At 72.8% G+C, this 24,855-nt stretch carries 28 protein-coding genes and 1 pseudogene; 8 read left to right on the top strand and 21 right to left on the bottom strand.

What is annotated here, in order from left to right; translation table 11 throughout:
• Positions 1-21 precede the first annotated feature (21 nt).
• Entirely contained in the window at positions 22-474 is a 453-nt protein-coding gene (locus tag ACFYX0_RS18345; RefSeq protein ID WP_311696560.1) for a hypothetical protein, read from the bottom strand.
• 85 nt (positions 475-559) lie between these two features.
• On the opposite strand from ACFYX0_RS18345, the gene ACFYX0_RS18340 reads away from it, so the two are divergent.
• Positions 560-1,333, top strand: a complete 774-nt coding sequence (locus tag ACFYX0_RS18340) for an MBL fold metallo-hydrolase (RefSeq protein ID WP_388971351.1) — start codon at positions 560-562, stop codon at positions 1,331-1,333.
• Positions 1,330-1,956 carry a DedA family protein gene (locus tag ACFYX0_RS18335; protein WP_388971349.1) on the top strand — a complete coding sequence of 209 codons (627 nt, stop codon included), beginning with the start codon at positions 1,330-1,332 and terminating at the stop codon, positions 1,954-1,956. The genes ACFYX0_RS18340 and ACFYX0_RS18335 overlap by 4 nt, the downstream gene beginning before the upstream one ends.
• Before the next feature lie 10 nt (positions 1,957-1,966).
• Here the strand turns inward: ACFYX0_RS18335 and ACFYX0_RS18330 are convergent, their stop codons facing one another.
• The 4 genes from ACFYX0_RS18330 to ACFYX0_RS18315 form a co-directional block, all read right to left on the bottom strand.
• Positions 1,967-3,046: an MBL fold metallo-hydrolase gene (locus tag ACFYX0_RS18330; RefSeq protein WP_355911827.1), complete on the bottom strand. Its 1,080-nt coding sequence runs from the start codon at positions 3,044-3,046 to the stop codon at positions 1,967-1,969.
• Entirely contained in the window at positions 3,043-4,290 is a 1,248-nt protein-coding gene (locus ACFYX0_RS18325; protein ID WP_388971347.1) for an aminotransferase class I/II-fold pyridoxal phosphate-dependent enzyme, read from the bottom strand. The genes ACFYX0_RS18330 and ACFYX0_RS18325 overlap by 4 nt, the downstream gene beginning before the upstream one ends.
• 192 nt (positions 4,291-4,482) lie before the next feature.
• Positions 4,483-6,081 (bottom strand): hypothetical protein, encoded by a 1,599-nt coding sequence (locus ACFYX0_RS18320; protein WP_388971345.1) that lies wholly within the window; start codon positions 6,079-6,081, stop codon positions 4,483-4,485.
• Positions 6,082-6,342: 261 nt separating this feature from the next.
• The gene (locus tag ACFYX0_RS18315) at positions 6,343-7,137 is read right to left on the bottom strand and encodes an RNA polymerase sigma factor SigF (RefSeq protein WP_355911818.1); all 795 of its coding nucleotides are present in this window, start codon (positions 7,135-7,137) and stop codon (positions 6,343-6,345) included.
• A gap of 284 nt (positions 7,138-7,421) precedes the next feature.
• Here ACFYX0_RS18315 and ACFYX0_RS18310 point away from each other — a divergent pair, with 284 nt between their 5' ends.
• Together ACFYX0_RS18310 and ACFYX0_RS18305 are read left to right on the top strand one after the other, a co-directional pair.
• Entirely contained in the window at positions 7,422-7,793 is a 372-nt protein-coding gene (locus ACFYX0_RS18310) for a DUF2795 domain-containing protein (RefSeq protein WP_311696553.1), read from the top strand.
• A gap of 157 nt (positions 7,794-7,950) precedes the next feature.
• Positions 7,951-8,481: a type 1 glutamine amidotransferase domain-containing protein gene (locus ACFYX0_RS18305; protein WP_355911812.1), complete on the top strand. Its 531-nt coding sequence runs from the start codon at positions 7,951-7,953 to the stop codon at positions 8,479-8,481.
• A 98-nt stretch (positions 8,482-8,579) separates the two neighbouring features.
• Here the strand turns inward: ACFYX0_RS18305 and ACFYX0_RS18300 are convergent, their stop codons facing one another.
• Complete coding sequence (locus ACFYX0_RS18300; protein WP_311693557.1) at positions 8,580-8,843, bottom strand: DUF6158 family protein; 264 nt, start codon at positions 8,841-8,843, stop codon at positions 8,580-8,582.
• A gap of 86 nt (positions 8,844-8,929) precedes the next feature.
• On the opposite strand from ACFYX0_RS18300, the gene ACFYX0_RS18295 reads away from it, so the two are divergent.
• Positions 8,930-10,036, top strand: a complete 1,107-nt coding sequence (locus ACFYX0_RS18295) for a Vms1/Ankzf1 family peptidyl-tRNA hydrolase (protein ID WP_388971343.1) — start codon at positions 8,930-8,932, stop codon at positions 10,034-10,036.
• A gap of 64 nt (positions 10,037-10,100) precedes the next feature.
• Here ACFYX0_RS18295 and ACFYX0_RS18290 read toward each other — a convergent pair whose 3' ends face one another.
• A complete protein-coding gene (locus ACFYX0_RS18290; RefSeq protein ID WP_388971341.1) occupies positions 10,101-11,720 on the bottom strand; it encodes an ABC-F family ATP-binding cassette domain-containing protein in 1,620 nt (539 codons plus the stop codon).
• 146 nt (positions 11,721-11,866) lie between these two features.
• Between ACFYX0_RS18290 and ACFYX0_RS18285 the strand changes: the two genes are divergently transcribed.
• The 3 genes from ACFYX0_RS18285 (at position 11,867) to ACFYX0_RS18275 (ending at position 14,543) form a co-directional block, all read left to right on the top strand.
• Positions 11,867-13,357 (top strand): bifunctional phosphatase PAP2/diacylglycerol kinase family protein, encoded by a 1,491-nt coding sequence (locus tag ACFYX0_RS18285; protein WP_388971339.1) that lies wholly within the window; start codon positions 11,867-11,869, stop codon positions 13,355-13,357.
• Positions 13,358-13,515: 158 nt separating this feature from the next.
• A complete protein-coding gene (locus tag ACFYX0_RS18280; protein ID WP_355911800.1) occupies positions 13,516-14,331 on the top strand; it encodes a class I SAM-dependent methyltransferase in 816 nt (271 codons plus the stop codon).
• Positions 14,332-14,372: 41 nt separating this feature from the next.
• Positions 14,373-14,543 (top strand): hydrophobic protein, encoded by a 171-nt coding sequence (locus ACFYX0_RS18275; protein WP_355911797.1) that lies wholly within the window; start codon positions 14,373-14,375, stop codon positions 14,541-14,543.
• 55 nt (positions 14,544-14,598) lie between these two features.
• Here the strand turns inward: ACFYX0_RS18275 and ACFYX0_RS18270 are convergent, their stop codons facing one another.
• From ACFYX0_RS18270 to ACFYX0_RS18205, 14 genes and pseudogenes are all read right to left on the bottom strand, one after another.
• On the bottom strand, positions 14,599-14,883 hold the full coding sequence (locus ACFYX0_RS18270; RefSeq protein WP_311693546.1) for a gas vesicle protein K: 285 nt from the start codon (positions 14,881-14,883) through the stop codon (positions 14,599-14,601).
• Positions 14,880-15,068 (bottom strand): gas vesicle protein, encoded by a 189-nt coding sequence (locus ACFYX0_RS18265; RefSeq protein WP_355911791.1) that lies wholly within the window; start codon positions 15,066-15,068, stop codon positions 14,880-14,882. The genes ACFYX0_RS18270 and ACFYX0_RS18265 overlap by 4 nt, the downstream gene beginning before the upstream one ends.
• Positions 15,065-15,850, bottom strand: a complete 786-nt coding sequence (locus ACFYX0_RS18260; protein ID WP_388971337.1) for a GvpL/GvpF family gas vesicle protein — start codon at positions 15,848-15,850, stop codon at positions 15,065-15,067. Before ACFYX0_RS18260 ends, ACFYX0_RS18265 begins: the two co-directional genes overlap by 4 nt.
• Positions 15,847-16,176 carry a gas vesicle protein gene (locus ACFYX0_RS18255; RefSeq protein WP_355911786.1) on the bottom strand — a complete coding sequence of 110 codons (330 nt, stop codon included), beginning with the start codon at positions 16,174-16,176 and terminating at the stop codon, positions 15,847-15,849. Before ACFYX0_RS18255 ends, ACFYX0_RS18260 begins: the two co-directional genes overlap by 4 nt.
• Positions 16,173-16,805, bottom strand: coding sequence for a hypothetical protein (locus ACFYX0_RS18250; protein WP_388971335.1), 633 nt, complete (start codon positions 16,803-16,805; stop codon positions 16,173-16,175). The genes ACFYX0_RS18255 and ACFYX0_RS18250 overlap by 4 nt, the downstream gene beginning before the upstream one ends.
• Entirely contained in the window at positions 16,802-17,068 is a 267-nt protein-coding gene (locus ACFYX0_RS18245; protein ID WP_355911780.1) for a gas vesicle protein GvpG, read from the bottom strand. The genes ACFYX0_RS18250 and ACFYX0_RS18245 overlap by 4 nt, the downstream gene beginning before the upstream one ends.
• Before the next feature lie 3 nt (positions 17,069-17,071).
• Positions 17,072-17,827 (bottom strand): GvpL/GvpF family gas vesicle protein, encoded by a 756-nt coding sequence (locus ACFYX0_RS18240; RefSeq protein WP_388971333.1) that lies wholly within the window; start codon positions 17,825-17,827, stop codon positions 17,072-17,074.
• Positions 17,824-18,243 carry a gas vesicle structural protein GvpA gene (locus tag ACFYX0_RS18235; protein ID WP_355911774.1) on the bottom strand — a complete coding sequence of 140 codons (420 nt, stop codon included), beginning with the start codon at positions 18,241-18,243 and terminating at the stop codon, positions 17,824-17,826. The genes ACFYX0_RS18240 and ACFYX0_RS18235 overlap by 4 nt, the downstream gene beginning before the upstream one ends.
• Positions 18,244-18,363: 120 nt before the next feature.
• Positions 18,364-18,702 (bottom strand): gas vesicle protein, encoded by a 339-nt coding sequence (locus ACFYX0_RS18230; protein WP_311693530.1) that lies wholly within the window; start codon positions 18,700-18,702, stop codon positions 18,364-18,366.
• Between the two features lie 58 nt (positions 18,703-18,760).
• Positions 18,761-19,681, bottom strand: a pseudogene (ligD, locus tag ACFYX0_RS18225) (non-homologous end-joining DNA ligase).
• A gap of 13 nt (positions 19,682-19,694) precedes the next feature.
• Positions 19,695-21,566, bottom strand: a complete 1,872-nt coding sequence (locus ACFYX0_RS18220) for a transketolase (RefSeq protein WP_388971331.1) — start codon at positions 21,564-21,566, stop codon at positions 19,695-19,697.
• Positions 21,563-22,900, bottom strand: a complete 1,338-nt coding sequence (locus tag ACFYX0_RS18215; RefSeq protein WP_388971329.1) for an NAD(P)/FAD-dependent oxidoreductase — start codon at positions 22,898-22,900, stop codon at positions 21,563-21,565. Before ACFYX0_RS18215 ends, ACFYX0_RS18220 begins: the two co-directional genes overlap by 4 nt.
• A gap of 348 nt (positions 22,901-23,248) precedes the next feature.
• Entirely contained in the window at positions 23,249-24,334 is a 1,086-nt protein-coding gene (locus ACFYX0_RS18210) for an SDR family oxidoreductase (RefSeq protein ID WP_388971327.1), read from the bottom strand.
• Between the two features lie 3 nt (positions 24,335-24,337).
• A complete protein-coding gene (locus ACFYX0_RS18205; protein ID WP_388971325.1) occupies positions 24,338-24,841 on the bottom strand; it encodes a phage holin family protein in 504 nt (167 codons plus the stop codon).
• Positions 24,842-24,855 lie beyond the last annotated feature (14 nt).

Raw genomic sequence — 24,855 nt, 5'->3', positions numbered from 1 at the left:
CGCGGAGGGGGCGGGGCCGGGTCAGCGGCCGTCGTAGCCGGCGGTCGGCATCGAGAGGCGGCGGTGGACGCGGGCCTTCATCTGGGCGTCGTAGGAGGGTTCCGCGTGACCGACCGTCTCGATGCGCACGCCCCGCCGAGCGCACTCGGCGGTGAACTCCTCCACGGAGGACAGGGCGCGCTCCAGCACCCGGCGGCTCGGGGCGACGAACAGATCGACCAGGCCCGCGTCCACGTCCGACCACAGCGCACTGTGGTCGGGGCGCAGCCCCCGGACGAGCAGTTCCCGCTTCACCACATAGCCGCGCTCCGCCGCCCAGCGGGCGCACATCGCGTGCTGGCTGCGGGAGTCGACGAGGAAGGGGTCCGCGTCCAGCTCCTCCAGCGGCGTCAGGCTGGCGATCGCCGTGACCCGGACCGTGTCCGGACCGCCGCAGGCGTCGCGTGTGCCGGAGGTGCCGTGCGCATCTCCCATGGGGTCCCCCCTCACCTCAGGGTTTCGCCGCCGACCCTACCCCTGCCCGTAGGCTCGGGGGGAGTCGCACGAAGGAGGCATCGGGGTGCCGGTGGAGATCACGTGGTGGGGACACGCCACCTGCACGGTCGAGGACTCCGGTGTACGGGTCCTGACCGATCCCCTGTTCGCACGGCGTCTGGCACATCTGCGGCGGCGCCGCGGTGCCCCGCCGCCGCCCGAGGCCGCGGTCGCGGACCTGGCGCTGGTGTCGCATCTGCACGCCGACCATCTGCATGTACCGTCGCTGGCTCGAGTGACCCCTGGCACCCGTCTGCTGGTGCCGCGCGGAGCCCCCGGGCAGGTGCCGGGGCTGCGGCGGCTGGGCGGGCTGCGGGTCACCGAGGTCGTGCCGGGCGACCGGGTACAGGTCGGTGACCTGGTGGTACGGGTCGTCTCCGCGCGGCACGACGGACGCCGGCTGCCGATGGGACCGCACCACTCCCCCGCCCTGGGGTTCGTCGTCGAGGGCGAGGCCCGGACGTACTTCGCCGGGGACACGGGCCTGTTCCCGTCGATGGCCGAGGAGGTCGGGCCGGTCGACGTGGCGCTGCTGCCGGTCGGCGGCTGGGGACCCTTTCTCAGGGAAGGGCATCTGGATGCGGGGCGCGCCGCGCCGGCGCTCGCCGGGCTGATGCCGCGCAGCGCGGTGCCGGTGCACTACGGCACGTACTGGCCGATCGGGATGGACACCGTGCGCCCCCATGAATTCCACGCGCCGGGCCAGGAGTTCGTGCGCCTGGCCGCGGAACGTGCGCCGGAGGTCGCGGTGCACCTCCTCGCGCACGGCGAGAGCATACGGCTGGAGACCGCCCGATGATGTTCTTCGCCGTCACGGGTGGCACCGTGCCCACGGAGTCCACTCAGCAGGCCGTGGGTTATCCGACGCTGTTCCTGCTGGTGCTGGTCGGTGCGCTGGTGCCGGTCGTGCCCACCGGGGCCCTCGTCAGCTCGGCCGCGGTGGTGGCCTTCCATCAGACCGCGCCGTTCTCGCTGGCGCTGGTCTTCGTCGTGTCCTCGCTCGCCGCCTCCCTCGGGGACGTCGCGCTCTACTGGCTGGGGCGGCGCGGCATGCGGTCGAAGAACGGCTCCCGCTGGCTCCGGACGATCCGCGACCGCGCCCCGGAGGAACGGCTCGCCCAGGCGCAGCAGAAGCTGGACGACCACGGCATCGCGGTGCTCACCCTCTCCCGGCTCGTCCCGGCCGGCCGTATCCCGGTGATGCTCGCCTGTCTGCTGGCCGGGATGCCGCTCAGGGACTTCGCCCGCGGCGACGCCCCGGCCTGTCTCGCCTGGGCGGTGACGTACCAGCTGATCGGCATCCTGGGCGGCTCCCTGTTCCCGAGGCCCTGGGAGGGTGTGGTGGCGGCGGTCGCGCTGACTCTCGTGGTCAGCGCGGCGCCCGGCGTCTGGCGCCGGGTGCGCCGCTCCGTCGCCTCCTGAATCGGACGGCTCACTCCAGCACCCGGGACGCGCCGACCGGCAGGTCCCACAGGTGTTCTCGGGCCAGTCCCGCCTTCTCCCAGGCCTCCCGGACCCGCGTCAGCGGTTCGAGGACCGGCTCCGCGGACAGCACGAACGTGCCCCAGTGCATGGGTGCCATGCGGCGCGCGCCGAGGTCGGCCGTCGCCCGCACCGCCTCCTCCGGGTCGCAGTGGACGTCGCGGAGCCACCAGCGCGGGTCGTAGGCGCCGATCGGCATGAGCGCCAGATCGATCCCCGGATAGCGGAGGCCGATCCGCTCGAACCAGCGGCCGTACCCCGTGTCCCCCGCGAAGTACACGCGTCGTCCGTCGGACGCCGTCAGTATCCAGCCGCCCCACAGGGAGCGGCAGGTGTCGGTCAGCGTGCGCTTGGACCAGTGGTGGGCGGGGACGAAGTCGAAGCGGACACCGTCGAGTTCGGCGCCCTCCCACCAGTCCAGCTCGGTGACGCAGGTGAATCTGCGCCGCCGGAACCACGGGGCGAGCCCGGCCGGTACGAACAGGGGTGTCGTGGCCGGGAGCCGACGCAGGGTCGGGGCGTCCAGATGGTCGTAGTGGTTGTGGCTGATCACCACGGCGTCGATGCGCGGCAGGGCGTGCCAGCCGATGCCGACGGGGGTGATCCGGGCCGGTGTGCCGAGGATGCGCCGGGACCACACCGGGTCGGTGAGGACGGTCAGCCCGCCGATGCGCACCACCCAACTGGCGTGCCCCGCCCAGGAGACGGCGATCGTGCGGGTGTCGGTTCGGGGCAGCGGCTGCGGCTCGTACGGCAGCAGCGGGACGTCCCTGAGCCCCTCGGGCCCGGGCCGTACGGCGCCCTCGCGGGCGAAGCGGGCCAGGGCCTTGATGCCGGGCAGGGGCGCGGTGAGCCGGTCGACGAAGGAGCGGGGCCAGATACGGTGCTCGCCCAGCGGACGGGGCTCGGCCAGCGGCGGGAGCGGGGCCGGTCCTCCGGGGACCGGGCTCAGCAGGGACGCGGGCTCCGGCTCACCCACGCTCTGGTACGCCGGGGTGGGGGTCGCGGGCGGCTCGGACTGCTGCGTCATCGAGGAGGCTCCCATCGCTGAGCGTCGTCGCGGAGATCGTCGAAGACCGATCCAAGGAGGTTCAACGCGCGTTGCAGATGCGGCAGTTCCAAGGGCGCGGGGAACTGGAGGCACTGCTCGCGTTCCTCGGCGGTGGTGCCGAGGAGGGGACCGGTGGACAGACGGACGCGGAGCGCCGCCAGATCGTCCCCGAAGCGATGGCCGCCCGGCACGGGCATACCGAGCCGGGCGGTGAGGAAGTCCTCCAGTTCCTGAGCGTCTCCGACGTCGTGCGCGCCGAGCGCGGGACGCAGCGGGTCGAGGTCGGCGTAGAGGTGGCGCCCGGCCTGCGGAGGTCTGGCGACGGCACCCGCGGAGACCACGCGCCGGTGCACGGCGTCGGCCACGCGCGTGTGCAGCGCGACAGCGGCGGCGAGACGTCGGGTGATCTCGGGGGGCTCCGCCAGCGCGTACGCGGCCGCGGCGGCGACCGGGTCGGCGACATGGGCGCCGAGCGCGGTGAGCACGTCCAGGGCGCGGGCCCGCAGCCCGGCGCCGTCGGCGGTGGCCGGGAAGCGGGCGACGGCCGCGGGCCAGCCCGTCGGCAGAAAGGGTCCGGCGAGGTCGGTGACCACGGTGACCCGTTCGGGCAGCATCTCGGCCGGGCTGAGCAGGACGGTCTCGTGCGGCCGGTGCACGGTGTCGCGCCAGGTCTCGTCGCTCACCAGGTGGAGCCCCTCCCCGGCGGCGGCCTCCACGGTCTCGTGCACCAGCTCGGGCGGCGCCACGGTGGCGGTCGGGTCGTCGGCGACGGCCAGCACCAGCAGCCGGGGGTCGCCGCCCTCCGCGCGGATCCTGCGCACGGTCTCCAACAGGGCGTACGGGTCGGGGACGCCGCCGCACTCGGCGGGTGTCGGCACCGGAAACACGGCCCGTCCGAGTGCCCTGACCTGGGGCACCCACCAGGCGGCACAGGGCCGTGGGACGAGCACGTCACCGCCGAGCGCGGCGGTGACGGCGAGAAGCAGGGAGGCGGCGCCGGGTGCGGCGGCCACCTCCTCGGGACGGGCGGGCAGCCCCCGTCGTGCGAAGTAACCGCAGGCGGCCTCGGACAGCCCGGTCACACCGCCGGTGGGCCGGGCGCCGTCATGGCCGGCGGCCCGGGCGAGCGCGGTGGACAGCACGGGCAGCAGGGGCAGTCCGTCGCCGGGCAGGGGCGGGCCGTAGCGGACGGGGCCGTGCCCTTCCGGATCCGTCCGCCGCATGCGTGCCTCCGCGCAGTCCCTGATGCCGGTCCCCGTCCCCGGCTCGCCACGGGCATCCGCCGCCCGGCCGACCATCCTCGTACGCCTGTTCGCTACCGTGCCGGTTGTTCCCCTACGGTGCTGGTGGTGCCCCAGGGATCTGAGTACCCAGGGTTCCGGCCGATCATGGGTGTCCGGCGGGGGTTCACCGGATCACGGGTTCAGCCGTGCGCGGCCGCGGCGCGGCCAGATCCGGTGCAGGGCGGCGGCGAACGCGCCCGCGATCAGGAGGCCTCCGATGACGAGCGCGGGGACGGACGCGGCGTAGGAACCTCCCAGGCCCGCGTTCACCCCGTGCTGCGCACCGACACCCGTCCGCCCGTTGTTCTTCCCCTGCCCGCGCTGCCCTTGCTGCTGCCCCGACCCGTTCTTCCGGGCCTCGCCCTGCTCTCGGCCCCGACCCGACTGCTGCCGGTGCCCCTGATCGTTGCCCTGGGCCTCTCCCCTGCCCTGTTGACGCCCTCGACCGGTGCTGAAGGCCTGGCCCTGGCCCTGTCGAAACCCCTGTCCCTCGTGCCGGACCTGTTGCTGTCCTTGCTGCTGCCCCTCCCCGTCCGTCTCGTCGTCCAGCTCCTCGCCCGACTGCTGCCCGTACTGCTGCGCGTGACCCTCGCCCGACTGCTGCCCGTACTGCTGCGCCTGACCCTCGTCCGACTGCTGCGCGTACTGCTGCGCCTCGCCCTCGTCCGACTGCTGCCCGTACTGCTGCATCTGGCCCACCCCCGGCCGCCTGACCAGCCCCGACCCTTGCAGCTGACCCGACCCGTCGTACCGGCCCTCGTTCGCCTGCCATCCCGGCCCGTCGTCCAGCTCCCCGCCCGATCGCTGCCCGTACTGCTGCATCCGGCCCCCGCCCGGCTGCCGCCCGAACAGTTGCGACTCGCCGCCCACCGGCCGCCTGCCCAGCCCCGCCCCCTGCAGCTGACCCGACCCGTCGTGCCGGCCCTCGTCCGTCTGCCATCCCGGCCCGTCGTCCAGCTCCCCGCCCGGCTGCTGCCCGTACTGCTGCTGCGCCTCGCCCTCCCCCGGCTGCTGACCGTACTGCTGTGCCGCGCCGTCCCCCGGTCGCCTCCCCACCCCGTACTGCCTCCCGGGCCGTCGGCCCTGCTGCGACAGTCCGTCCGGGTACTCCCCTTGCGGGCTCGGCCGGGTCAGGCCCTGCCGCCCGAGCTGGGTTCCCGGCTGCTGCCGGCCCAGCGGCTGTTCCCGGCCGTCGGCCGGGCGGGTGCCGTCACCGGTCTCCGGCGACGCGGTGCTCCAGGGCCTCTCTTCGCCGGAGGACTGCGGGCACCGTCCGGTCGCGGACCGCCGCCCGGCACGGACCTCGGGGAGGCTGCCGCTGGTGTAGGCGGTACCGACGGCCGCGATCCGTGCCGTACCGCCGTGGCGTACGTCGGTGCCGACCCCGTCCTGGTCGGCCGTCTCGCCGGCGCGGTCGGACACGTCGTAGCTGTCGGGGCCGTCCGAGCCGTCCGAGCCGTCGGGTTCGTCGGCACTGTCCGGGCCGTCGTCTCCGTCGTCGCCGTCGTAGGCGCCGTAGCCGCCGTAGTCGTCAGGTCGGTCGGCCGGGTCGCAGGTGACCGGGGCCGTGAGCGTGCGGCCGGTACCTATGGAGCGTGCGGTGAGGCCGCCGGAGGAGCCGGCGGAGGCGGCCGGGGTTATCGCGCCCAGGGCGACGGCGGGCGGACCGACCGCCCCCAGGGCGGCGCCGGCCAGAGCGGTGACGGACAGGACGCGGGCACTACGACGCATACGAACTCCTTCGGCGGGGGTGTCGCGGGCACGGTCGCCATGCCCGCAAGCCCATGACAGCCCGCCCGGCCCCGGCCCGCGCGCGGCCCTGCCCCATTCGCGCGACCGGAACCACCGCGCGGGTGACGCCCGCGCACCGACGGGTCAGCGGCACCGGCGGGACCCGCTCCCCGCCGGTGCCGCTGTGCCGCGTCCGCTGTGCCGCCACGTCCCTGTGCGCCTGTGTCGCCGAATCGGCGTGTCGCTGTGTCGCCGTGACCTCTATGCGGCGTCCTTCATGACCTGGTCCCTGAGCCGGTTGCAGCAGCGGCTGATCAGCCGGGAGACGTGCATCTGGGAGATGCCGAGCCGTTCGGCGATGCTGCTCTGCGTCATGTCGTCGAAGAACCGCATGTAGAGGATGGCGCGCTCCCGCTCGGGCAGGGCCTGCAGCCGGGGCTTGACGGCCTCACGGTCGACGACGGTGTCGAGCGCCCCGTCGGGCGCGCCGAGGGAGTCGCCGAGCGAGTACCCGTCCTCGCTGCCCGGCACCTCGGCGTCCAGCGACAGCGCGGTGAAGCTCTCCAGGGCCTCCAGGCCCTCCCGGACGTCCTCCTCGCTCATCCCCGCGTGCTCGGCGATCTCGGGGATGGTGGGCCTGCGGCCCGAGATGGTCCCGGACAGGTCCTGGCAGGCGAACCGGACCCGGTTGCGCAGGTCCTGGACGCGGCGCGGCACATGCAGGGTCCACATGTGGTCACGGAAGTGCCGCTTGATCTCTCCGGTGACGGTGGGGACGGCATAGCTCTCGAAGGCGTGACCGCGTTCCGGGTCATACCGGTCGACGGCCTTGACGAGGCCGAGCGCGGCGACCTGGCGCAGATCCTCCAGGCTCTCGCCGCGGCTGCGGAACCGTACTGCCAGCCGATCGGCCATGGGCAGCCAGGCCTCGACGATCTCGTCGCGGAGCGTGTCGCGCTCAGGGCCTGCGGGGAGCGTGGCGAGCCTGCGGAAGGCCTCCGTGGTGTCGGGGGCGTCGTCGTGCGGGTGGTGCTTCACGCTCACTCGGTTGGGCATGGTGGATCGCAACTCCCTAGCTGGTGCCTTGGGTGGACGGTCAGCGTGGGAGGGCACCCCGTCGGACGGGCACACCCGTGGCGGGTATCCACCGCTCCCACGGACGTGCCTCCGGTCCGAAGCACTGAGACAGCGCCTGCCCTGCCGCCTCCGCGGCAAACACCCCGGCGCCCCGGTCACCCGGACGGCCCCGGACCGGCGGCTGCCGACCGCCTGCCGGGATTCCGTGTCGATCGCGGCCCACCGGGTACGCGACTGCCACCCCCGAACATCTGGAGGGAGTCATGCAGCGAGGCAGCGACCGGCTGAACGTCCATCGCGACGACGAGATGAAGCACGAACTGCAGGGACTGCTGCGGTCCGGTCACCCGACGCGGACCGAGGAGTGGCACGACCCCGAGCCGAGCGCCGACGACGATCCGGCGATCTGGGCCGGTCCGGTGGTCCCGGGCGGCGGGCGCTCGGTGGCCGACGTGCGCTACGAGTTCGCCCGGATCCTGGGCCGTACGGCCTTCCCGGCGCGCCGGGACGACCTGATCGAGGCCCTGCGCCGCAGGCACGCCCCGGACACGCTCGTCGAGACCGTGACGCGCCTACCGCGCTCGGCGCGCTACGCCAACGCCCAGCAGCTCGCCGAAGCCGTCGTGGAGGCATGAGGCAGCGCGGTGCAGGCATGGGTCCCCGGCCGGACGGACGACCGGCGCCGGACGGGCGCCTCGAGGTCAACCCGCTTCCGCCGTGCGTGCAGTTGGCCGGGGCCGCGGTACACGAGGCCGTGAGGCACGCGGAGGCGGAGAAAGGACAGTGAACATCATGCGTATCGCGTTCCTGACCGCGCCCGAGGGTGTGGAGCAGGTCGAACTCACCGATCCCTGGACGTCGGTGTCCGAGGCCGGACACCAGCCGGTCCTGGTCTCCACGAAGCCGGGCCACATCCAGGCGTTCAATCACCTCGACAAGGCGGACACCTTCCCGGTGGACGCGGTCGTCGGCCAGGTGGAGGCCGAGTCCTTCGACGGGCTCGTGCTGCCGGGCGGCGTGGCCAATCCGGACTTCCTGCGGATGGACGAACGGGCCGTCTCGTTCGTCCGGTCCTTCTTCCGGCAGGGCCGTCCGGTCGCGGCCATCTGCCACGCGCCCTGGATCCTGGTCGAGGCGGATGCCGTACGGGGCCGGACGTTGACGTCGTGGCCGAGCCTGCGGACGGACATCACCAACGCGGGGGGCACCTGGGTGGACGAGCAGGTACGGCTGGATCAGGGCCAGAACAAGCTGATCACCAGCCGCAAGCCGGACGACCTCAAGGCGTTCTGCGAGGCGATCCTGACGGAGTTCGGCGACTAGGAGCGGTCAGGACTCGGGGCCCGGCCGGTACCCGGGGCCGGGCCTGCAAGGGCGCATGACCCGGGGGGCGTGACGCATTGAGCGGGCCTGGGGCGGGCTCACCGGGCCGGTTCGGCTCCCGTGCACGGCCCGAGGTCGGCCGCTCCCCGCTCCCGTGCCCCGTTGCGGGTCCGGCTCGCCACGACCGGGCGACGGGGATGACGGCGCAGATACTCTCCCTCCAGCTGAGCCATGCGGTCGTTGTGCGCCCGCAGCGCATCGTTCGAGCCGTGCAGCAGCGTGTCATGACGGGTGCGGTGGATCGTCTGCAGCTCCTTCATGAGCTGCTGGTCGGTCAGCCGGTCCGGGTCGACTCCGGTCATCGTGGTACCCCGCTCGTCGTGTTCCTCGGTGCGGTCCGGGTACCCGCCCGGAAGGCACTACCCCGAGCAGTATCCGGGAGGGAGCCATGGATCTCGCATTCCTCCATCCACTGTACGAACATCCCGGCCCCTGGGCCTCCGTATACGTCGACACCTCCCGGCACACCGAGTCCACCGCCCATGAGCTCTCGCTGAGCGCTCAGGCCCTCGCCCGGTGGCTGGCCGGACAGGGCGCTGACGAGCCCACGTGCCGGGCCGTGCGGGAGGCGGTCGAGGACCTGCGTCACTCGCCCGAACCGTACGGAAGGGCGATGTTCGCCCGGGCGGGGGAAGTGGTCCTGGATCCGCCCCTGCTCGCCGTACCGCCGGGCTCCTCGGCCCACTGGACGCCGCTGCCCCACACCGCGCCGCTGCTGGAGCTGGCCGGGGAGGACCCGGTGTGCGTGGTGGCGTACATCGACCGCAAGGGCGCCGAATTCGAGCTGCGCGGGGCGCTGGGCAGCCGGGAGGCCGGACACGTGACCGGGCAGCAGTGGCCCCTGCACCGCGGAGGCACCGCGGACTGGTCGGTGCGCCACTTCCAGCTGCGGGTCGAGAACACCTGGGAGCACAACGCGGCCGAGATCGCGGACGCGCTCGCCGTCTGCGAGGAGGAGACCCGTGCCGACCTGGTGATCCTCGTCGGGGAGCAGCGCGAGCGCCATGCCGTGCGGGAGCGGCTGCCGCGACGGCTCACGACCCGGGTGGCCGAGGCCTCGCACGGCGTGGGCAGCCGACTGCTCGACGAGGACGTGGAGCGGATCCGCAGCGAGCATGTCCGCCGGCGGGCGGACGAGGAGCTGGAGCGGTTCCTGGCGGCCCTGGCACCGGACGAGGAGGGACAGACGCGGGCGGTCGAGGGGGTGCCCGCGGTCGTCGAGGCGGCACGCGAACACCGGATCGACGAACTGTTGATCCGGCCGGGCGGCCCGGAGACCCGTCGTGAGGTGTGGGTCGGCGAGGACCCGGATCAGCTCGCGATGCGCCGCAAGGATCTACGGTCGCTGGGTGAGCGGCACGCCTGGCCGGCCCGGGCGGACGACGCCCTGGTGCGCTCCGTGGTGGAGACGCGGGCCGAGGCCGTCTCGGTGACGGCGGCGACCGCGGACGAGGTGCCGACGGGCGGCGTGGGGGCGCTGCTGCGCTGGGTGTAGGCCCCTACCGCCGCGAACTCCCCCCACACGTACTCGCCCACGCCCGCTCCCCCGCGCGCAGGCCCTACCGCGCCCGCTCCACCCGCCGTTCGTCCCACACCGGCTCCGGGGTCTCGCGGAGCCGGCCGTCGCTGCCGAAGACCAGATAGCGGTCGAACGAGCGCGCGAACCAACGGTCGTGGGTCACCGCGAGAACCGTGCCCTCGAATCCGTCCAGGCCCTTCTGGAGCGCCTCGGCTGACTCCAGGTCCAGGTTGTCCGTCGGCTCGTCGAGCAGCAGGGCGGTCACCCCCTGAAGTTCCAGCAGCAGGATCTGGAAACGGGCCTGCTGACCGCCCGAGAGCCGGTCGAAGGTCTGCTCGGCCTGCGAGGTCAGCTCGTAGCGGCGCAGCCGGGACATCGCCGCTCCCCGGTCCTGGGAGTGCTCCCGCCACAGGATGTCCAGGAGCGTACGGCCCTCCAGTTCGGGGTGCGCGTGCGTCTGGGCGAAGTGCCCGGGCACGACGCGTGCCCCGAGCCGCCACTGCCCCGCATGGGCCACGTCGCCGCCCGCGAGAAGACGCAGGAAGTGCGACTTCCCGGAGCCGTTGGAGCCGAGGACCGCGACCCGTTCGCCGTAGAAGACCTCCAGGTCGAAGGGCTTCATGAGGCCCGTCAGTTCGAGGCCCTCGCAGGTGACGGCACGGACGCCGGTCCGGCCGCCCTTCAGCCGCATTCTGATGTCCTGCTCGCGCGGCGGCTCGGGCGGCGGCCCGGCCTCCTCGAACTTCCGCAGCCGGGTCTGGGCGGCCTGGTAGCGAGACGCCAGCTCATGGCTGACGGTCGCGGCCTGGCGCAGGTTCAGGACCAGCTTCTTGAGCTGTGCGTGCTTCTCGTCCCAGCGTCTGCGCAACTCCTCGAAGCGGGCGAAGCGTTCACGCCGGGCCTCGTCGTACGTGGCGAAGCCGCCGCCGTGCAGCCAGGCGTCGGCGCCGGCGGGACCCGGCTCCAGCGACACGAGCCGCTGTGCGGCGCGGGCCAGCAGTTCCCGGTCGTGCGAGACGAACAGGACGGTCTTGCGGGTCTCCGCGAGCCGCTCCTCCAGCCATCGCTTCCCGGGTACGTCGAGGTAGTTGTCGGGCTCGTCGAGGAGCAGGACCTCGTCGGTGCCGCGCAGCAGCGCCTCCAGCACGAGCCGCTTCTGCTCGCCGCCGGACAGGGTGCGGACCTGGCGCCACTGGGCCTTCTCGTACGGGATGCCGAGCGCGGCCATGGTGCACATGTCCCACAGCGTCTCCGACTCGTACCCGCGCACCTCGGCCCAGTCGGCGAGGGCCTGCGCGTACCGGAGCTGGGCGGCCTCGTCGTCGACGGTCATCACGGCGTGCTCGGCGGCGTCCACCGCGCGGGCGGCCTCGCGGATACGCGGCGGAGCGACCGAGACCAGCAGGTCCCGTACGGTCGTCTCGTCCCGTACGGACCCCACGAACTGGCGCATCACACCGAGCCCGCCGCTGGTGGTGACGGTCCCGCCGTGCGGCTTCAGCTCACCGGAGAGCAGCCGCAGCAAGGTGGTCTTGCCGGCCCCGTTGGGCCCGACGAGCGCGACGACGGCGCCCTCGCCGACCCGGAAGGACACATCGCCGAGCAGTGCCCTCCCGTCCGGAAGGTAGTACTCGAGGTGTGCGGCTTCCAGATGACCCATGCGGCGCATTCTGGGCGGCCACGCCGGGACGGGGCAAGCGGATATCGGCCCGCTCCCCTGCCCTGGTCCGCGCCTTCCCCATCGCCCTGGTCCCCGCCTCTCCCTTCTCCCCGCACGGTTCGGCCCTCCGGGGGTATCCGCGCCCCATGACCCCAGATGTCGACCTCACCACCCGCCCGCCGGGCCCGCATCCGTTCCGTGACCGGTTCCTCGCCCTGGACTGCCGGCTGTTCGAGTCCGTCGCCGCCCGGCACTGGCCCGGGGCCGACCCCCTGCTCCCCCGGCTGAGCCGCGCCGCCAACCACGGTGTTCTGTGGTTCGCCACGGCCGCGGCCCTCGCCGCCACCCGGAGCCCCCGCGCCCGCCGGGCGGCCGCCCGCGGTGTCGCCTCGCTCGCGCTCGCCTCGGCCACCATCAACACCGTCGGCAAGCGCTCGGTCCGTCGCCCCCGGCCCGTACTGGACCCGGTACCGGCAGTCCGCCGGCTCAAGCGCCAGCCGATCACCACGTCCTTCCCGTCGGGCCACGCCGCCTCGGCCGCCGCCTTCGCCGCGGGTGTCGCCCTGGAGTCGCGCGGCTGGGGCGCCGCGGTCGCGCCGCTCGCCGGCGCTGTCGCCCTCTCCCGTGTCTACACCGGCGTCCACTTCCCGAGCGACGTCCTCGCGGGTGCGGCGCTGGGCATGACCGCCGCCTACGCCCTACGGGGCCTCGTGCCGACCCGCGTTCCGGTGCCGCCCGGCCGCCCGAGCGTGAACGCGCCCGCGTTGCCGGACGGGGCGGGGCTGGTGGTCGTCGTGAACAAGGGTTCGGGAACTCCGGACCGCGTCCATGCCCTGAAGGACGCCCTTCCGGCCGCGGAGACGGTGGAGTGCGAGCCGGCCGATGTGCGCGCCGGGCTGGAGAAAGCGGCCGCCCGGGCCCGTGTCCTCGGGGTGTGCGGCGGCGACGGCACGGTGAACGCGGCCGCCGAGGTCGCCCTGCGCCACGGCCTCCCGCTCGCGGTCCTGCCCGGCGGCACACTCAACCACTTCGCGCTCGACCTCGGTATCGAGGAGGTCCCTGACGTGGTGCGGGCGCTCCGGCAGGGCGACGCGGTCCGCGTGGACGTGGGGCGGTTCTCCTCCGGTGCGACCCGGGGCTGTTTCCTCAACACCTTCAGCCTGGGGGTCTACCCGGAACTGGTGCGTCAGCGGGAGCGCTGGTCGCCGCGGATCGGCGGCTGGCCGGCCGGCGTCCTCGCGGCGCTTCGGGTACTGCACGGCGACCACCGCCCCCTGCGCGTCGAACTCGGCGGCCGGACCCACCCGTTGTGGCTGCTGTTCGCGGGCAACGGCACCTACCACCGCAGGGGTCTCGCCCCCGGCCGCCGTCACGACCTGGCCGACGGGAGGCTGGACGTGCGGGTGGTGCACGGCGGGCGCCGTCCCGCCACCCGGCTGCTGACGGCCGCGTTCGCGGGCCCGCTGTCCCGCTCCCCCGCACACTCGGCGGTCCGGGTGCGGCGTCTGCGCCTGGACGGCGTCGCCCCGGGCACCCTGCTCGCCTACGACGGTGAAGTCGCCGAGGCCGCGGGGGCGGTGACGCTCGAGAAGCTTCCCGAGGCACTGACCGTCTACCGCCCGCTCCCCCTCCGCTGACCGGCCGGCCCGCCACCCGTCCAGATGGCAAGACGCCGGTCTCATTATTCGGCATGAGCGCCTACCGTGATGCGTGCCGGTGGCCCATCGCTCCGCGGCGACGACCGTGGCGCGGTGGGCCATCGGCACCAGGGGACCACGAGGAGAAGAGGACAGGCATGCCGAAGGAGACGGCCGTCTACACGCACGGCCACCACGAGTCCGTGCTGCGCTCGCACACCTGGCGGACCGCCGCCAACTCCGCGGCGTACCTGCTCGACTCGCTCAAGCCGCACATGCGGATCCTGGACATCGGCTGCGGCCCGGGCACCATCACCGCGGACCTGGCGGAGCTGGTACCCGACGGCCGTGTCACCGGTGTCGACCACGCCCCGGGGATCCTGGAGCAGGCCCGGGCCACGGCCGCCGCCCGAGGCCTCACCAACGTCGACTTCGCGGTCGCGGACGTGCACGCCCTTGACTACCCGGACGACACCTTCTGCGTGGTCCACGCACACCAGGTGCTCCAGCACGTGGGCGACCCGGTGCAGGCGCTGCGCGAGATGCACCGGGTCACCCGTCCGGGCGGTTTCATCGCCGTACGCGACGCCGACTACGCGGCGATGACCTGGTACCCGGCATCCGAGGGCCTGAACGACTGGCTGGACCTGTACCGGCGGGTCGCCCGCGCCAACGGGGGCGAGCCCGACGCCGGGCGGCGGCTGCGCTCATGGGCGTTGCAGGCCGGCCTCAGGGACATCACGGCGACCTCCGGCACCTGGACCTTCGCCACACCGCAGGAGCGGTCCTGGTGGAGCGGGCTGTGGGCGGACCGCACCCTCGCCTCCGCCTACGCCGACCGCGTCACCGAGGGTGGTCACGCGACCGGCGAGCAACTGACGGGCGTCTCCGAGGCCTGGCGGGAATGGGGTCGGCACGAGGACGGCTGGTTCGCGGTACTGCACGGGGAAATTCTGTGCCGAAAGGACGTCTGATTCCCGGATTTCGGGAAACCCGGTGAGCAGGAGGTCACACTATGGTTCCCGTTCTACTGGTTCTTCTGCTGGCACTGATTCTCTTCGGCGCCGGATTCGCAGTCAAAGTCCTGTGGTGGATCGCGCTTGCGGTGCTCGTGATCTGGCTTCTGGGATTCCTGATGCGCGGCACCACCGCGGCCGGAGGCAGGAGTCGATGGTACCGATGGTGACCGGTCGGAACAGAAGATCCGTCCGGCACCGGATCGCCGGGTGACATTCCGGTGATCAATCCCGGGGAAGCAGTGTCCCCAGCGGCCCGAGGTCCAGATTGAGGTCCTCGGGCCGCAGCCCGTACCGCTCTCGGAGCTCGGTCATCCGGTCCTCCAGGAGCATCAAGGTGAGCCCGATGCGCTCCTCCTGCTCCTCGCTCAGCTCCCCGGTGTCGAACCGGCGCACCGCCTGCCGCTCCATGAGCTGGCGAAGCAGTTCGACGACCGTCAGCACGAGTTTCACCAGGTCGCGCTCCACCGTGTCGGGATCGAGGTCGAGTCGGTTCTGTCGCTGGGTCACGGTTCCTCCACCCATGGCACGGACACCTGTTCGCCGACCGAGCTGATCAGCGCGTTCAGATCGATGCGGACGAGGTCGACGTCCGCGATACGCAGAGTGAGGTCGCCCGTGACGACCACCCCGCCGGCCAGCAGCCGGTCCAGGAGGTCGACCAGGGCGACCTGACGGTGTTCGAGAGCGGTCACGACCCGCTCCCCCCGTCGACGCCGCTGAAGGAGTACGCGGCCCAGGGCCCCGTCAGCTCCACGCGGACACCGGGAATTCCGCTCTCTTCGCGCTGCACTCTTTCCACGAACGCCTCCGAGGCCGAACGCGGCACCAGATAAGCCGCGTTGAGCACGTTACGGCCGGACGCTCCGGACAGCGCGGGATTCTGCGGGGAATGGAGCAGGGAGTCCTCGGCGCACCCGGAAAGGAGTTCGTGCAGCCCGCGCGCAAACCGCTCGGTGTCTTCCCGCATTTCGTCCTGAGCGTGGTGCTGCACACGCCGCCGGCGCAGGTAATCACGGCCCGAAGCGGCTTTCCGGGGCTCCGAAGTCTCCTGCGGGCCTTCCGGCGGTTCCCTCCGTTCCGCCTCCGCGTACACCTTGACGCCCCATTCCACCCGCCCGTCGAGCCGGTCCAGCGCACGGTGGAAGTCGTCCTCGCGTTCCTCCAGCATCGCGCGTACGCCGCTGTCGTCCCGGAACACGGTGGCGAGCCGCAGCGGCAGGGGGGTCGTGACGGAGGTGAGCGCGTCGATGACGCCCTGGTGCGCGCGGGCGGTGGCGGTGAGCCAGTCCAGGTCCTCCAGATGGGCCCTGAGCGGTCCCTCGGCGAAGTCGTCCTCGGGGACCGTGCCGACGATGGCGATCAGTCCGCCGTGGGGCAGCTGCCGGGGCGGCACCCCCGCGACGCCCGCCGGTACGTCCTCGGCCGACGCTTCGAAGGGGCGGCAGACGGCGTACACATACCGCAGTCCGGTCATGATCTCTCCTCCTCGGTGCGCGCCTCCTCCAGTGCGGCCAGCCGGGAGCGCAACTCGGCGTTCTCCCGGGCGAGTTCCTTGTGCCGTGCGCCGGAGGAGAGCGCCGGGTCGTTCTCCCACCAGTCGATGCCCATCTCCTTGGCCCGGTCTACGGAGGCGACGACCAGGCGGAGCTTGATGGTGAGCAGCTCGATGTCCAGCAGGTTGATCCGGATGTCACCCGCGATCACGACGCCCTTGTCGAGGACGCGTTCGAGGATGTCGGCCAGGTTGGCGCCGCCGTCGCGCGACGCGTAGGGATCGGGCAGTCGTCCGGGGGTGGTCATGAGCGGCCTCCTTCCCGCGGGTCCTCAGGGCCTTCCGGGTCCTCCAGCTCTTCTGGGTCCTCAGGGTCTTCCGGGTCCTCCAGCTCTTCTGAGTCCTCCGAGTCCTCCGGGCCCTCGTCCGCGAACTCCGCGTCCACGACGTCCTCCGGATCCTCATCCACGAACTCCGCGTCCACGACGTCCTCCGGATCCTCATCCACGAACTCCGCGTCCACGACGTTCTCCAGACGCTCCAGCAGATACGCCTCCACGTCCTCGAAGTCCTCCCCGCCCTCCGGTTCCTCCACGTCCGCCACGTCGTCCACGTACTCGTCCACGGAGTGCGCGCGAGCGCCGCTCCGCACGACATGGCGGCCGACGGCCAGGGCGAGCCGGGCGAAGCCGGGGCTGTTGCCGTCGGCGACGCCCTGGAGTCTCAGACTGAGTCCGCCGAGCCTGCGGCCCACGGCGGCGAACAGGGGCCGGGCCCGCACCACGGCATACGCCCACGCCTCCGCCTTGAGCCGCTGAACGGCCGGGTCGGTGGTGGTCGCCGGGGTGCGGGCCGCCACGAGCTGCCTCGACCTGCCGCTTCTGCGCCCGAGGGCGTAGGCGATGCCCAGGGCAAGGCCGAGTTCCAGTCGGTTCATGGCGCCGTACCGCCCGCTGTGCCGGGGTCACCGCGCTCCATGGCGATCTGCAGCCGGTCCAGGAGCTGGTCCTCCAACCGGTCGAACTCCTGGGCGTCGATCTCGCCCGACTCCAGTCGCTCCTCCAAGCGGGCCAGTTCGGCTCGTACGGCGGCCGGGTCGTAGTACTGGCGCTCGGCCTCCGTGAGCACCTGTCTCACCGCCCAGAAGCTACCGCGCACAGGTGCGAACGGCAGCAGCAGCACCTCTCCGATCAGCCCCATGGCTCACTCCGCGTCCGTCGCGACGGCGGGCTCGGCCGGCCCTGGCTCCACGAAGCTGTACGGCGGCAGCGGGCCGTTGACCCGCACATCGAGGTGCGGGTGGGCCTTGCGGACCTCCTCTACGGCGTTCAGGAACGCGGCGGAGGTGTCGCGGTCCACCAGGAACGACACATTGGCCAGCCATCCCGTGGACTCGGGACCCACACTCACGGCCTCGGCGGCGGGCTCCAGGGCGCCCTGCACCTGAGCGGCGTCCTCGCCCTCACGGCCCTGCACCGCGGCCGCCACCATCTCGCCCAGCCGCAACCTGTCCTCGTAACTCCCGCCTCCCGACTTGCGGTTGGCCTCGGCGAGGGTGCGGATGTCCTGGTTCTCGGACATCACCCGGTGCAGCACGGCCTCCTGGTCATGGCTGGCCTTGACGTTGTACTCGACCTTTCCGGCCAGTGTGTCCAGCCGCTCCAGGTAGTGCTCGACGCGCTGCTCGAGGACGTCGGTGACGGCGTTGTCGTCCGCCGCGACACTGCCGAACCGCATGGGCAGCACGGATCCGCCCGCCGCCGCCTCGTTCAGCACGCTCTGGTGGGCGAGCAGATCACGGCGCTTGGGGCGCAGTCCCTCGGGCGCGTCGCTGACGATCGCCGCCAGCTCGCCCCGGTTCAGAATGCGCACGGGACAGGCCGGTTCGCCGACCCCGCCCATGCCGTCGGGGAGCGACGGGTGAGAGGCCGCGGCGATGCCGTAGACATAGGTGCTCACTCCTGCTCCTCCTTCTTCTCCCGCGCGGCGGTGGACTTACGGGTCCGCGCGCGCGGCTGTCCCTCTTCGCGGGCCTGGCGGAAGGCGTCGGATATGGTCTCCGCGGCGCCGGAGAGCGCCCCCTTGGACTTGCCGCGCGCACCGGACTCGGTGATGTCGCCGACCAGGTCGGGCAGTCCGGGACTCTTGTGCGGGCCGGACTCCAGGTCGAGCCGGTTGCACGCCTCGGCGAAGCGCAGATAGGTGTCGACGCTGGCGACGACGACCCGTACGTCGATCTTCAGGATCTCGATGCCGACGAGGGAGACACGGACGAACGCGTCGATGACGAGCCCTCGGTCGAGCACGAGTTCCAGGACGTCGTACAGGCCGCTGCTGCCGCCTCCTCCGGTCTGCTGTGCCGGGACAACGGTCATGGCGAACGGACCTCCTTACGGTCTCGGGTTCAGGAACAGGAAAGAACGGTTGGTACGAGTCGTACGAGTGCTGCGCGTACGGGCTACGCGTACGGCTGGGAGCCGCGGGGCGACGGACCGTCAGGCACGGCCGCCCGTCCGGGCGTCGGCCCTCCCGCGTTCGTAGCGGCGCACGCGCCGATAGCCGGTCAGCTCGCCGTCCGTGGCGAGGTCCACCTCATAGCTCGCGAGCAGGCTCATGGTGTCGGGAACCCTGGCGAGTTCCAGGACCTCGATCTGCAGGGTCCAGCCGTCCTCGGTGCGTTCGAAGGACGACACGGACTCGGCGGCCAGGCCCGTGAGTTCAGTGAACTGGGCGCGCGCCTCGCGCAGCACCTCCATGGTGCTGGGCCGCCCGCCCGCCCGGGCGTTGTCGTCGTCGGAGTCGTGGTTCTTCGGTGTACGTGATGTGTTCGTCATGGCCACCTCTCCCCCCGTGTGGCCGCAACGGCGTTGGCCAAACCTGTGGGTCCCCGGTTCAGCCGCGCAGGGCCCGGAGCCGCCTGCGGGCAGGACCGAGGGAGCGCCCTCGGCGCGGCAGGTCCGCCCAGGGATCGGTGCGGGCCTGGTCCGCCGCGTCGGCGATGGTCCAGCGGCGCGCATGGACGTCCGGGTCGTCCAACTGCTCCCAGGTCAGGGGCGTGGCGACCGGGGCGCCGGGCAGGGCGCGGACCGTGAAGGGGGCGACCGCGGTCTACGCGTACGCGTTGCGCTGCACGTCGAGGTAGAGGCGGTCGCCGCGGTCCTTCTTGCGGGCGGCGGTGGTGAGACGGTCGGGGTGCGCGGCGGCGAGGGCCCCGGCCAGGTCCTTGGCGAACTCGCGTACCTCGTCGAAGTCGTGGGAGCCGTCGAGCGGCACGACGATGTGCAGCCCGCGCGAACCGGTGGTCATCAGGCCCGAGGGCAGCCTCAGCTCGTCGAGCAGCTCCCCCGTCTGCCGTGCGGCCTCCCGTACGGGACCGAAGTCGTGGTCCGCCGGATCGAGGTCGAGGACCAGCCGGTCGGGCCGCTCGGGCCGGTCGGCGCGGGAGAGCCAGCGGTGCAGGGTCAGACAGGCCTGGTCGGCGAGGTAGGTGAGGGTCGCGGTGTCGTCGCAGACGGTGTGGCAGACCGTGCCGCCCTCCTTGGGCAGCTCGACCCGGTGGACCCAGTCCGGGTAGTGGTCGGGGGTGTTCTTCTGCATGAAGCGAGGACCACCGACACCGTCCGGGTGCCGTTCCAGCATCAGGGGCCGCCCGCGCAGATGGGGCAGCATCCGGGGGGCGACGGAGCGGTAGTAGTCGACGAGGTGGGCCTTCGTGTACTCCTCGCCGCCCCCGTCGCCGGGGAACAGCACCTTGTCCGGACGGTGGATCTCCAGGGTGCGGCGGCCCGCCCGCACGGTGCGCGTGGCGGTCATCGCCCTCCTTCGGTCACGGCACCACCGTGTGTTCCACCAGCAGCCGGGCCGCGGCGGCGATCGACTCCGCGTCGATGCCCGCGGCGTGCAGCTGTTCGGCGGGCGTCGCCGAGCCGGGCATCGTGCGGACCGCGAGGCGCACCAGACGCGGTACGGGCCGCCCGTCGGCGAAGGCGTCCAGGACCGCGTCGCCGAGGCCGCCCTCCTCCCGGTGGTCCTCGACGGTCAGCAGGCATCCGGTCCGTTCGGCGGCCTCGCGCAGGGTGGCGCGGTCCACGGGCTTCACGGAGTACAGATCGACGACCCGTACCCGGACGCCCTGCTCGGCGAGGGCGTCGGCGGCCTTGAGCGCCTCGTGGACGGTGACTCCCGCGGCCACCACGGTGAGCCGGTCCTCGGCGCTCGCGCGCAGCACCTTGCTGCCGCCGACCGGGAACTCCTCGGTGGGGCCGTAGATGACGGGGGTCTTCCCCCGGGAGGTGCGCAGATAGCGGATGCCCTCGCAGCCGGCCATGGCGGCGACCAGCTTGGCCGTCTGGTTGGCGTCGCACGGGTACAGGACGGTCGAGTCGTACACCGAGCGGAACATCGCGAGGTCCTCCAGGCCCATCTGCGAGGGCCCGTCCTCACCGATGGCGCAACCGGCGTGCGAGCCCACGAGGTTGATGTCGGAGCCGCTGATGGAGGCCATCCGGATGAAGTCGTGGGCACGGGTGAGGAACGCGGCGAAGGTCGCTGCGTACGGCATCCAGTCACGCGCGGCCATGCCGACGGCGGCGGCGACCATCTGCTGTTCGGCGATGTAGCACTCGAAGTAGCGGTCGGGGTGTTCCTTGGCGAAGTACTCGGTGCGCGTGGAGTCGCCGACCTCGCCGTCCAGGGCGACCACGTCGCCTCGTGCGCCGCCGAGCGCGGCGAGCGCCTGGCCGTAGGCGTCCCGGGTGGGCACCTCGTCGCCGATGTCGTAGCGCGGCAGATCCAGATGGCCGCCCTGGACGGCGTGCAGCATCCGGGCGGCGGGCGGCGGTTGGACCTCGATGAGCAGGTTCCGTACGCCGCCGAGTTCCTCGGTCGCCTCCTCCGCGTCCGGCAGCGGCTTGCCGTGCAGGCCCTCGCGGTTCTCGACGGCGGCGACGCCCTTGCCCTTGAGGGTGCGGGCAATGATCGCGGTGGGCTGTCCCGCGGTGGACTCGGCCTCGGCGTAGGCGCGGTCGATGGCCTCGACATCGTGCCCGTCGACCTCGATGGTGTGCCAGTCGAAGGCCTTGAAGCGGCGTGCGTAGGCGTCGAGATCGTGTCCGTGGCGGGTGGGTCCGCGCTGGCCCAGCCGGTTGACGTCGATGATCGCGATCAGGTTGTCGAGATGCTCGTAGCCGGCGTGCTCGGCGGCCTCCCACACGGATCCCTCGGCAAGTTCGCTGTCCCCGCACAGCACCCAGACCCGGTATCCGGTGTGGTCGAGCCGCTTCCCGGCCAGGGCGATACCGACGCCGACGGGCAGCCCCTGGCCGAGGGAGCCGGTGGCCGTCTCGACCCAGGGCAGCCGGCGGGGCGTGGGGTGCCCTTCGAGTCGGCTGCCGAGCTTGCGGAAGGTCAGCAGTTCGGTCTCGTTGATGGCCCCGGCGGCCCGGTACGCGGCGTACAGCAGGGGCGAGGCGTGCCCCTTGGAGAGGACGAACCGGTCGTTGCCGGGATGGGCGGGGCGTTCGAAGTCGTAGCGGAAGTGCTTGGCCAGCAGAACCGCCATGAGGTCGGCGGCGGACATCGAGGAGGTCGGGTGTCCGGAGTTCGCCGCCGCGGCGGCGCGGACACTGTCGACGCGCAGTTGCTGGGCGAGTTCGGTGAGCTGACGGGTGCTCAGTTCGGTCAGCTGGCGGGTGTTCATGAGTCATCCTCCGTACCGGGCTTTTCGGGACCTGCCGACACTCGGGCCAGTTCGGGCGACGCGGTGTCGAGCGGCACGTTCCAGGAGCGGACGAGCCCCAACTGGACTTCCTGACGCGGCAGTACGGTGTCCATGAGCCAGTCGGCGGCGACCCGGAGGCGGTTGCCGGGCATCGCCGCCAGGTGGTAGCCCCGGGTGACGGCGCCGGCGAGCGGCCCGGACAGGGGGACGCCGAGCGGGTTGGCGGCGGCCTGGGCTCCGCCGAGGTCCACGACGAACCCCAGGTCGCGGTGGTGGTAGGGGCGCGGGCCGCCGAGGCCCAGCGAGGCGGCGACGTTGACGGCGGCGACCTTTCCCTGCCGCCAGGCGTGCTGCGCCGTCATCGGCGTGTACTGGCCGGGGTTGGCGAGATCGGGCACGGCGGCCGCGTCCCCGCAGGCGAACACGTCGGGGTGGCCCGGCACCCGCAGATAGGGGTCGACCAGCAGCCGGCCGCGCTCCAGGGGCCGTTCGAGGCTCTCGACGAGCGGATCGGGTCGTACGCCGACGCACCAGACCAGGGATCGGGTGTCGACGAACTCCCCGTCCGTGAGCAGGACTCCGTCGTGCGTCGCCTCCTTCACGGAGACACCCATCCGCACATCGACGCCGCGTCGGCGCAGGCTTCGGTCGGCGGTGCGGGAGAGCCGCTCGTCCATCTCGGGCAGCACACGGGGCGCGATGTCCAGCAGCAGCCAGCGTGGCCGCATGCCCGCGCGCAGCGGCTGCCTGCGCACCATCGCGTCGGTAAACATCTTGCCCTGCGCGGCGACCTCCGTCCCGGTGTAGCCGGCGCCGACCACCACGAAGGTGCAGCGGGAGGCGCAGTGCTTGGGGTCGTCCGCCGCCGTGGCCAGCTCCATCTGGCGGGTCACGTGGTCGCGCAGATAGAGGGCCTCGGGCAGCCCCCGGAAGCCGTGGGCGTTCTCCGCGACACCGGGGATGGGCAGCAGTTTGTTGACACTGCCGACGGCGAGCACCAGCCGGTCGTAGCCGAGGGTGCCGCCCTGTCCCTCGGGATCGGTGTAGTGCACGGTGCGCGCGTCGAGATCGATGCCGTCGGCCTCGCCGAGCACCAGGCGGACGTGGCGCAGGGTGCCGGAGAGGGAGACGGCGACATGGCGCGGCTCCAGGATGCCCGCGGCGACCTGGGGCAGCAGGGGCAGATACAGAAAGTAGTCGGTCGGGTTCAGCAGGGTGATCTGGGCCCGGTTGCGGGTCAGCCGGGTGAGGGTTCGGGCCGTCCGGTAGCCGGCGAATCCGGCACCGACGATGAGGATGCGAGGTCGACTCACGTTTCGCCTCCGGCGAGGTCGCGCGTACGTCGTCTGCCTACCGGGCGCACGAATGCCACCCGTGGAGACCTTCCGCGTTTCCCGGGCCGGGGCCCCCAAACCCGGCAGTCCCGGGCGTTTCGCCCCAGTCCGCGCGGAAACCGGCGCGGCACGCCTCGTTTCCGGGGGCGGCTACAGCCCGAGCGGGCGAAAACCCGGTCGGGGTCGAGAATCCGGTCGGGGTCGAGAACCCGAGCGGGGTCGAGAACCCGAGCGGAGTGGAAGAGGCGGGCGGAGTCGAAAAGGCGGGCCGGGGTCAAAAGCCCGATCGGGGCCGAAGTCCCGGTCCGGGTCGATACGGCGAGCGGGTCAGGCGCGGCGGCGCAGTGCCCCGGCCGTCACGGCCGCGCCCAGGCTGCCGACCAGCAGGCCGGCGCCGATCCTCGCCCGGTTGCGGGAGAGCCACTCCTCGCCGCTGGCGGGCAGGGACTCCGCGTCGAAGCGCCCGTGCGCCCCGAAGTCGTGGCCGTGCGGGCCGTCCGCGGGAGCCCACAGGTTTCCCGCCCCGTCGTGCTCCGCCCTGGGCCGGCGCTCGTCCTGCCGTGTGTCCTGCTGAGCGCCCTGGGGCTCGTCCTGCTGTGCGTCGAACCCGGTACGTGCGAGGTAGCGGTCCAGCAGCCCGGGAGCCACCGCGTTGGCGAGCAGTGTGGCCACCGTCGATCCGCCGACCCAGTACTCCCGGCGCCTGGGGTGCCCGGCCGCGTGCACGATAGCGCGTGCCGCCACCTCCGGCTGGTAGACCGGCGCCACCGGCCTGGCCCGCCGCGGCATCCGGCTCAGCACCCAGTCGAACTGCGGGGTGTTCATGGCCGGCAGTTGCACCATCGTGGTCCGGACCCGCGACCGCCCGTGCAGCAGCTCGCATCGCAGGGACTCGTTGAACCCCTGGATGGCGTGCTTGGCGCCGCAGTAGGCCGACTGCAGGGGAATCCCCCGGTACGCCAGCGCCGAGCCGACCTGGACGATCGTCCCGTGGTTCACGGGCAGCATGTGCCGCAGGGCGGCCCGGGTGCCGAACACACAACCGAGGTACGTCACTTCGGTGACCCGGCGGAACTCTTCCGGCGCGACGTCCGTGAACCGGGCGAAGACGCCGGCGAACGCGTTGTTGACCCAGACGTCGATGCGGCCGAACTCGTCGGCGACCTGTTGCGCGGCGTCCTCGACGGCTCTCGCGTCCGCGACGTCGACGGGCACGACGAGCGCCTCACCGCCGACTCGCCGCACCTCGTCCGCGGTCGCGGCGAGGCCCGCGCGGCCCCGGGCGAGCAGGGCGACCCGGTCGCCCCGGGCGGCGAAGGCCAAGGCCGTGGCCCGGCCCACGCCGCCGCTCGCCCCGGTGACCACGACGGCCCTGCGATGCCTGGTCAAGGCCTCTGGCCATGGCCTGCTCATCACTCACCGGATCCGGCGGTGGGACGCGTCGGGGTCCTCCTCCGGCACGGCCGGATCCGGGATGCCCGGCGGCTGCGTACCCATGCCCGGCGCCCCGGGTGCGGGGGGCGGCATCGGCGGGTACGGCATACCGAGCCCGCCCGGCGGCCCGGCGGGCGGGGCGTCGCTGAGGAGCCGGCCCTGGGCGCCGTGGGCACCGGCTGCGTGGTGACCGCTGCCGGAGCGTCCGGCGCCGCGCAGCAGGTAGGCGGCCACGCCCAGCGCCGCCGCCATGATCAGCGCGGCGGCCCAGCCGGGCAGGCCGAGAGCCAGGGCCAGGCCCGCGGCGAGCGCCAGCGCGGCACCCGCGTACAGGCCGACGGCGCCGGACGCGGCGTACAGCGCGGCCGTACGCCGCTGCTTGCGCGTCTGCTCGCGCAGCTCATCGCGCACGGCCTCACGGGCCACCTGCGCCAGTTCGTCGACCAGCTGTTTGTCCAGATGTTCCAGATGATCCAAGGGCTTCATGTCGGCCGGGTACC

The sequence above is a fragment of the Streptomyces sp. NPDC002573 genome (assembly GCF_042889625.1).
GTDB lineage: Bacteria > Actinomycetota > Actinomycetes > Streptomycetales > Streptomycetaceae > Streptomyces > Streptomyces gibsoniae.
Note: the sequence above shows the minus strand (reverse complement) of the source record. Positions and strands in the feature narration are given on the sequence as shown.

Bases quoted from the DNA above. Each gene is read 5' to 3' on its own strand.
- ACFYX0_RS18345 (WP_311696560.1), bottom strand. From the start codon at position 474: ATGGGAGATGCGCACGGCACCTCCGGCACACGCGACGCCTGCGGCGGT.
- ACFYX0_RS18335 (WP_388971349.1), top strand. From the start codon at position 1,330: ATGATGTTCTTCGCCGTCACGGGTGGCACCGTGCCCACGGAGTCCACT.
- ACFYX0_RS18330 (WP_355911827.1), bottom strand. From the start codon at position 3,046: ATGACGCAGCAGTCCGAGCCGCCCGCGACCCCCACCCCGGCGTACCAG.
- ACFYX0_RS18325 (WP_388971347.1), bottom strand. From the start codon at position 4,290: ATGCGGCGGACGGATCCGGAAGGGCACGGCCCCGTCCGCTACGGCCCG.
- ACFYX0_RS18320 (WP_388971345.1), bottom strand. From the start codon at position 6,081: ATGCGTCGTAGTGCCCGCGTCCTGTCCGTCACCGCTCTGGCCGGCGCC.
- ACFYX0_RS18315 (WP_355911818.1), bottom strand. From the start codon at position 7,137: ATGCCCAACCGAGTGAGCGTGAAGCACCACCCGCACGACGACGCCCCC.
- ACFYX0_RS18310 (WP_311696553.1), top strand. From the start codon at position 7,422: ATGCAGCGAGGCAGCGACCGGCTGAACGTCCATCGCGACGACGAGATG.
- ACFYX0_RS18305 (WP_355911812.1), top strand. From the start codon at position 7,951: ATGCGTATCGCGTTCCTGACCGCGCCCGAGGGTGTGGAGCAGGTCGAA.
- ACFYX0_RS18300 (WP_311693557.1), bottom strand. From the start codon at position 8,843: ATGACCGGAGTCGACCCGGACCGGCTGACCGACCAGCAGCTCATGAAG.
- ACFYX0_RS18295 (WP_388971343.1), top strand. From the start codon at position 8,930: ATGGATCTCGCATTCCTCCATCCACTGTACGAACATCCCGGCCCCTGG.
- ACFYX0_RS18290 (WP_388971341.1), bottom strand. From the start codon at position 11,720: ATGGGTCATCTGGAAGCCGCACACCTCGAGTACTACCTTCCGGACGGG.
- ACFYX0_RS18285 (WP_388971339.1), top strand. From the start codon at position 11,867: ATGACCCCAGATGTCGACCTCACCACCCGCCCGCCGGGCCCGCATCCG.
- ACFYX0_RS18280 (WP_355911800.1), top strand. From the start codon at position 13,516: ATGCCGAAGGAGACGGCCGTCTACACGCACGGCCACCACGAGTCCGTG.
- ACFYX0_RS18275 (WP_355911797.1), top strand. From the start codon at position 14,373: ATGGTTCCCGTTCTACTGGTTCTTCTGCTGGCACTGATTCTCTTCGGC.
- ACFYX0_RS18260 (WP_388971337.1), bottom strand. From the start codon at position 15,850: ATGACCGGACTGCGGTATGTGTACGCCGTCTGCCGCCCCTTCGAAGCG.
- ACFYX0_RS18255 (WP_355911786.1), bottom strand. From the start codon at position 16,176: ATGACCACCCCCGGACGACTGCCCGATCCCTACGCGTCGCGCGACGGC.
- ACFYX0_RS18250 (WP_388971335.1), bottom strand. From the start codon at position 16,805: ATGAACCGACTGGAACTCGGCCTTGCCCTGGGCATCGCCTACGCCCTC.
- ACFYX0_RS18245 (WP_355911780.1), bottom strand. From the start codon at position 17,068: ATGGGGCTGATCGGAGAGGTGCTGCTGCTGCCGTTCGCACCTGTGCGC.
- ACFYX0_RS18235 (WP_355911774.1), bottom strand. From the start codon at position 18,243: ATGACCGTTGTCCCGGCACAGCAGACCGGAGGAGGCGGCAGCAGCGGC.
- ACFYX0_RS18230 (WP_311693530.1), bottom strand. From the start codon at position 18,702: ATGACGAACACATCACGTACACCGAAGAACCACGACTCCGACGACGAC.
- ACFYX0_RS18220 (WP_388971331.1), bottom strand. From the start codon at position 21,566: ATGAACACCCGCCAGCTGACCGAACTGAGCACCCGTCAGCTCACCGAA.
- ACFYX0_RS18210 (WP_388971327.1), bottom strand. From the start codon at position 24,334: ATGAGCAGGCCATGGCCAGAGGCCTTGACCAGGCATCGCAGGGCCGTC.
- ACFYX0_RS18205 (WP_388971325.1), bottom strand. From the start codon at position 24,841: ATGAAGCCCTTGGATCATCTGGAACATCTGGACAAACAGCTGGTCGAC.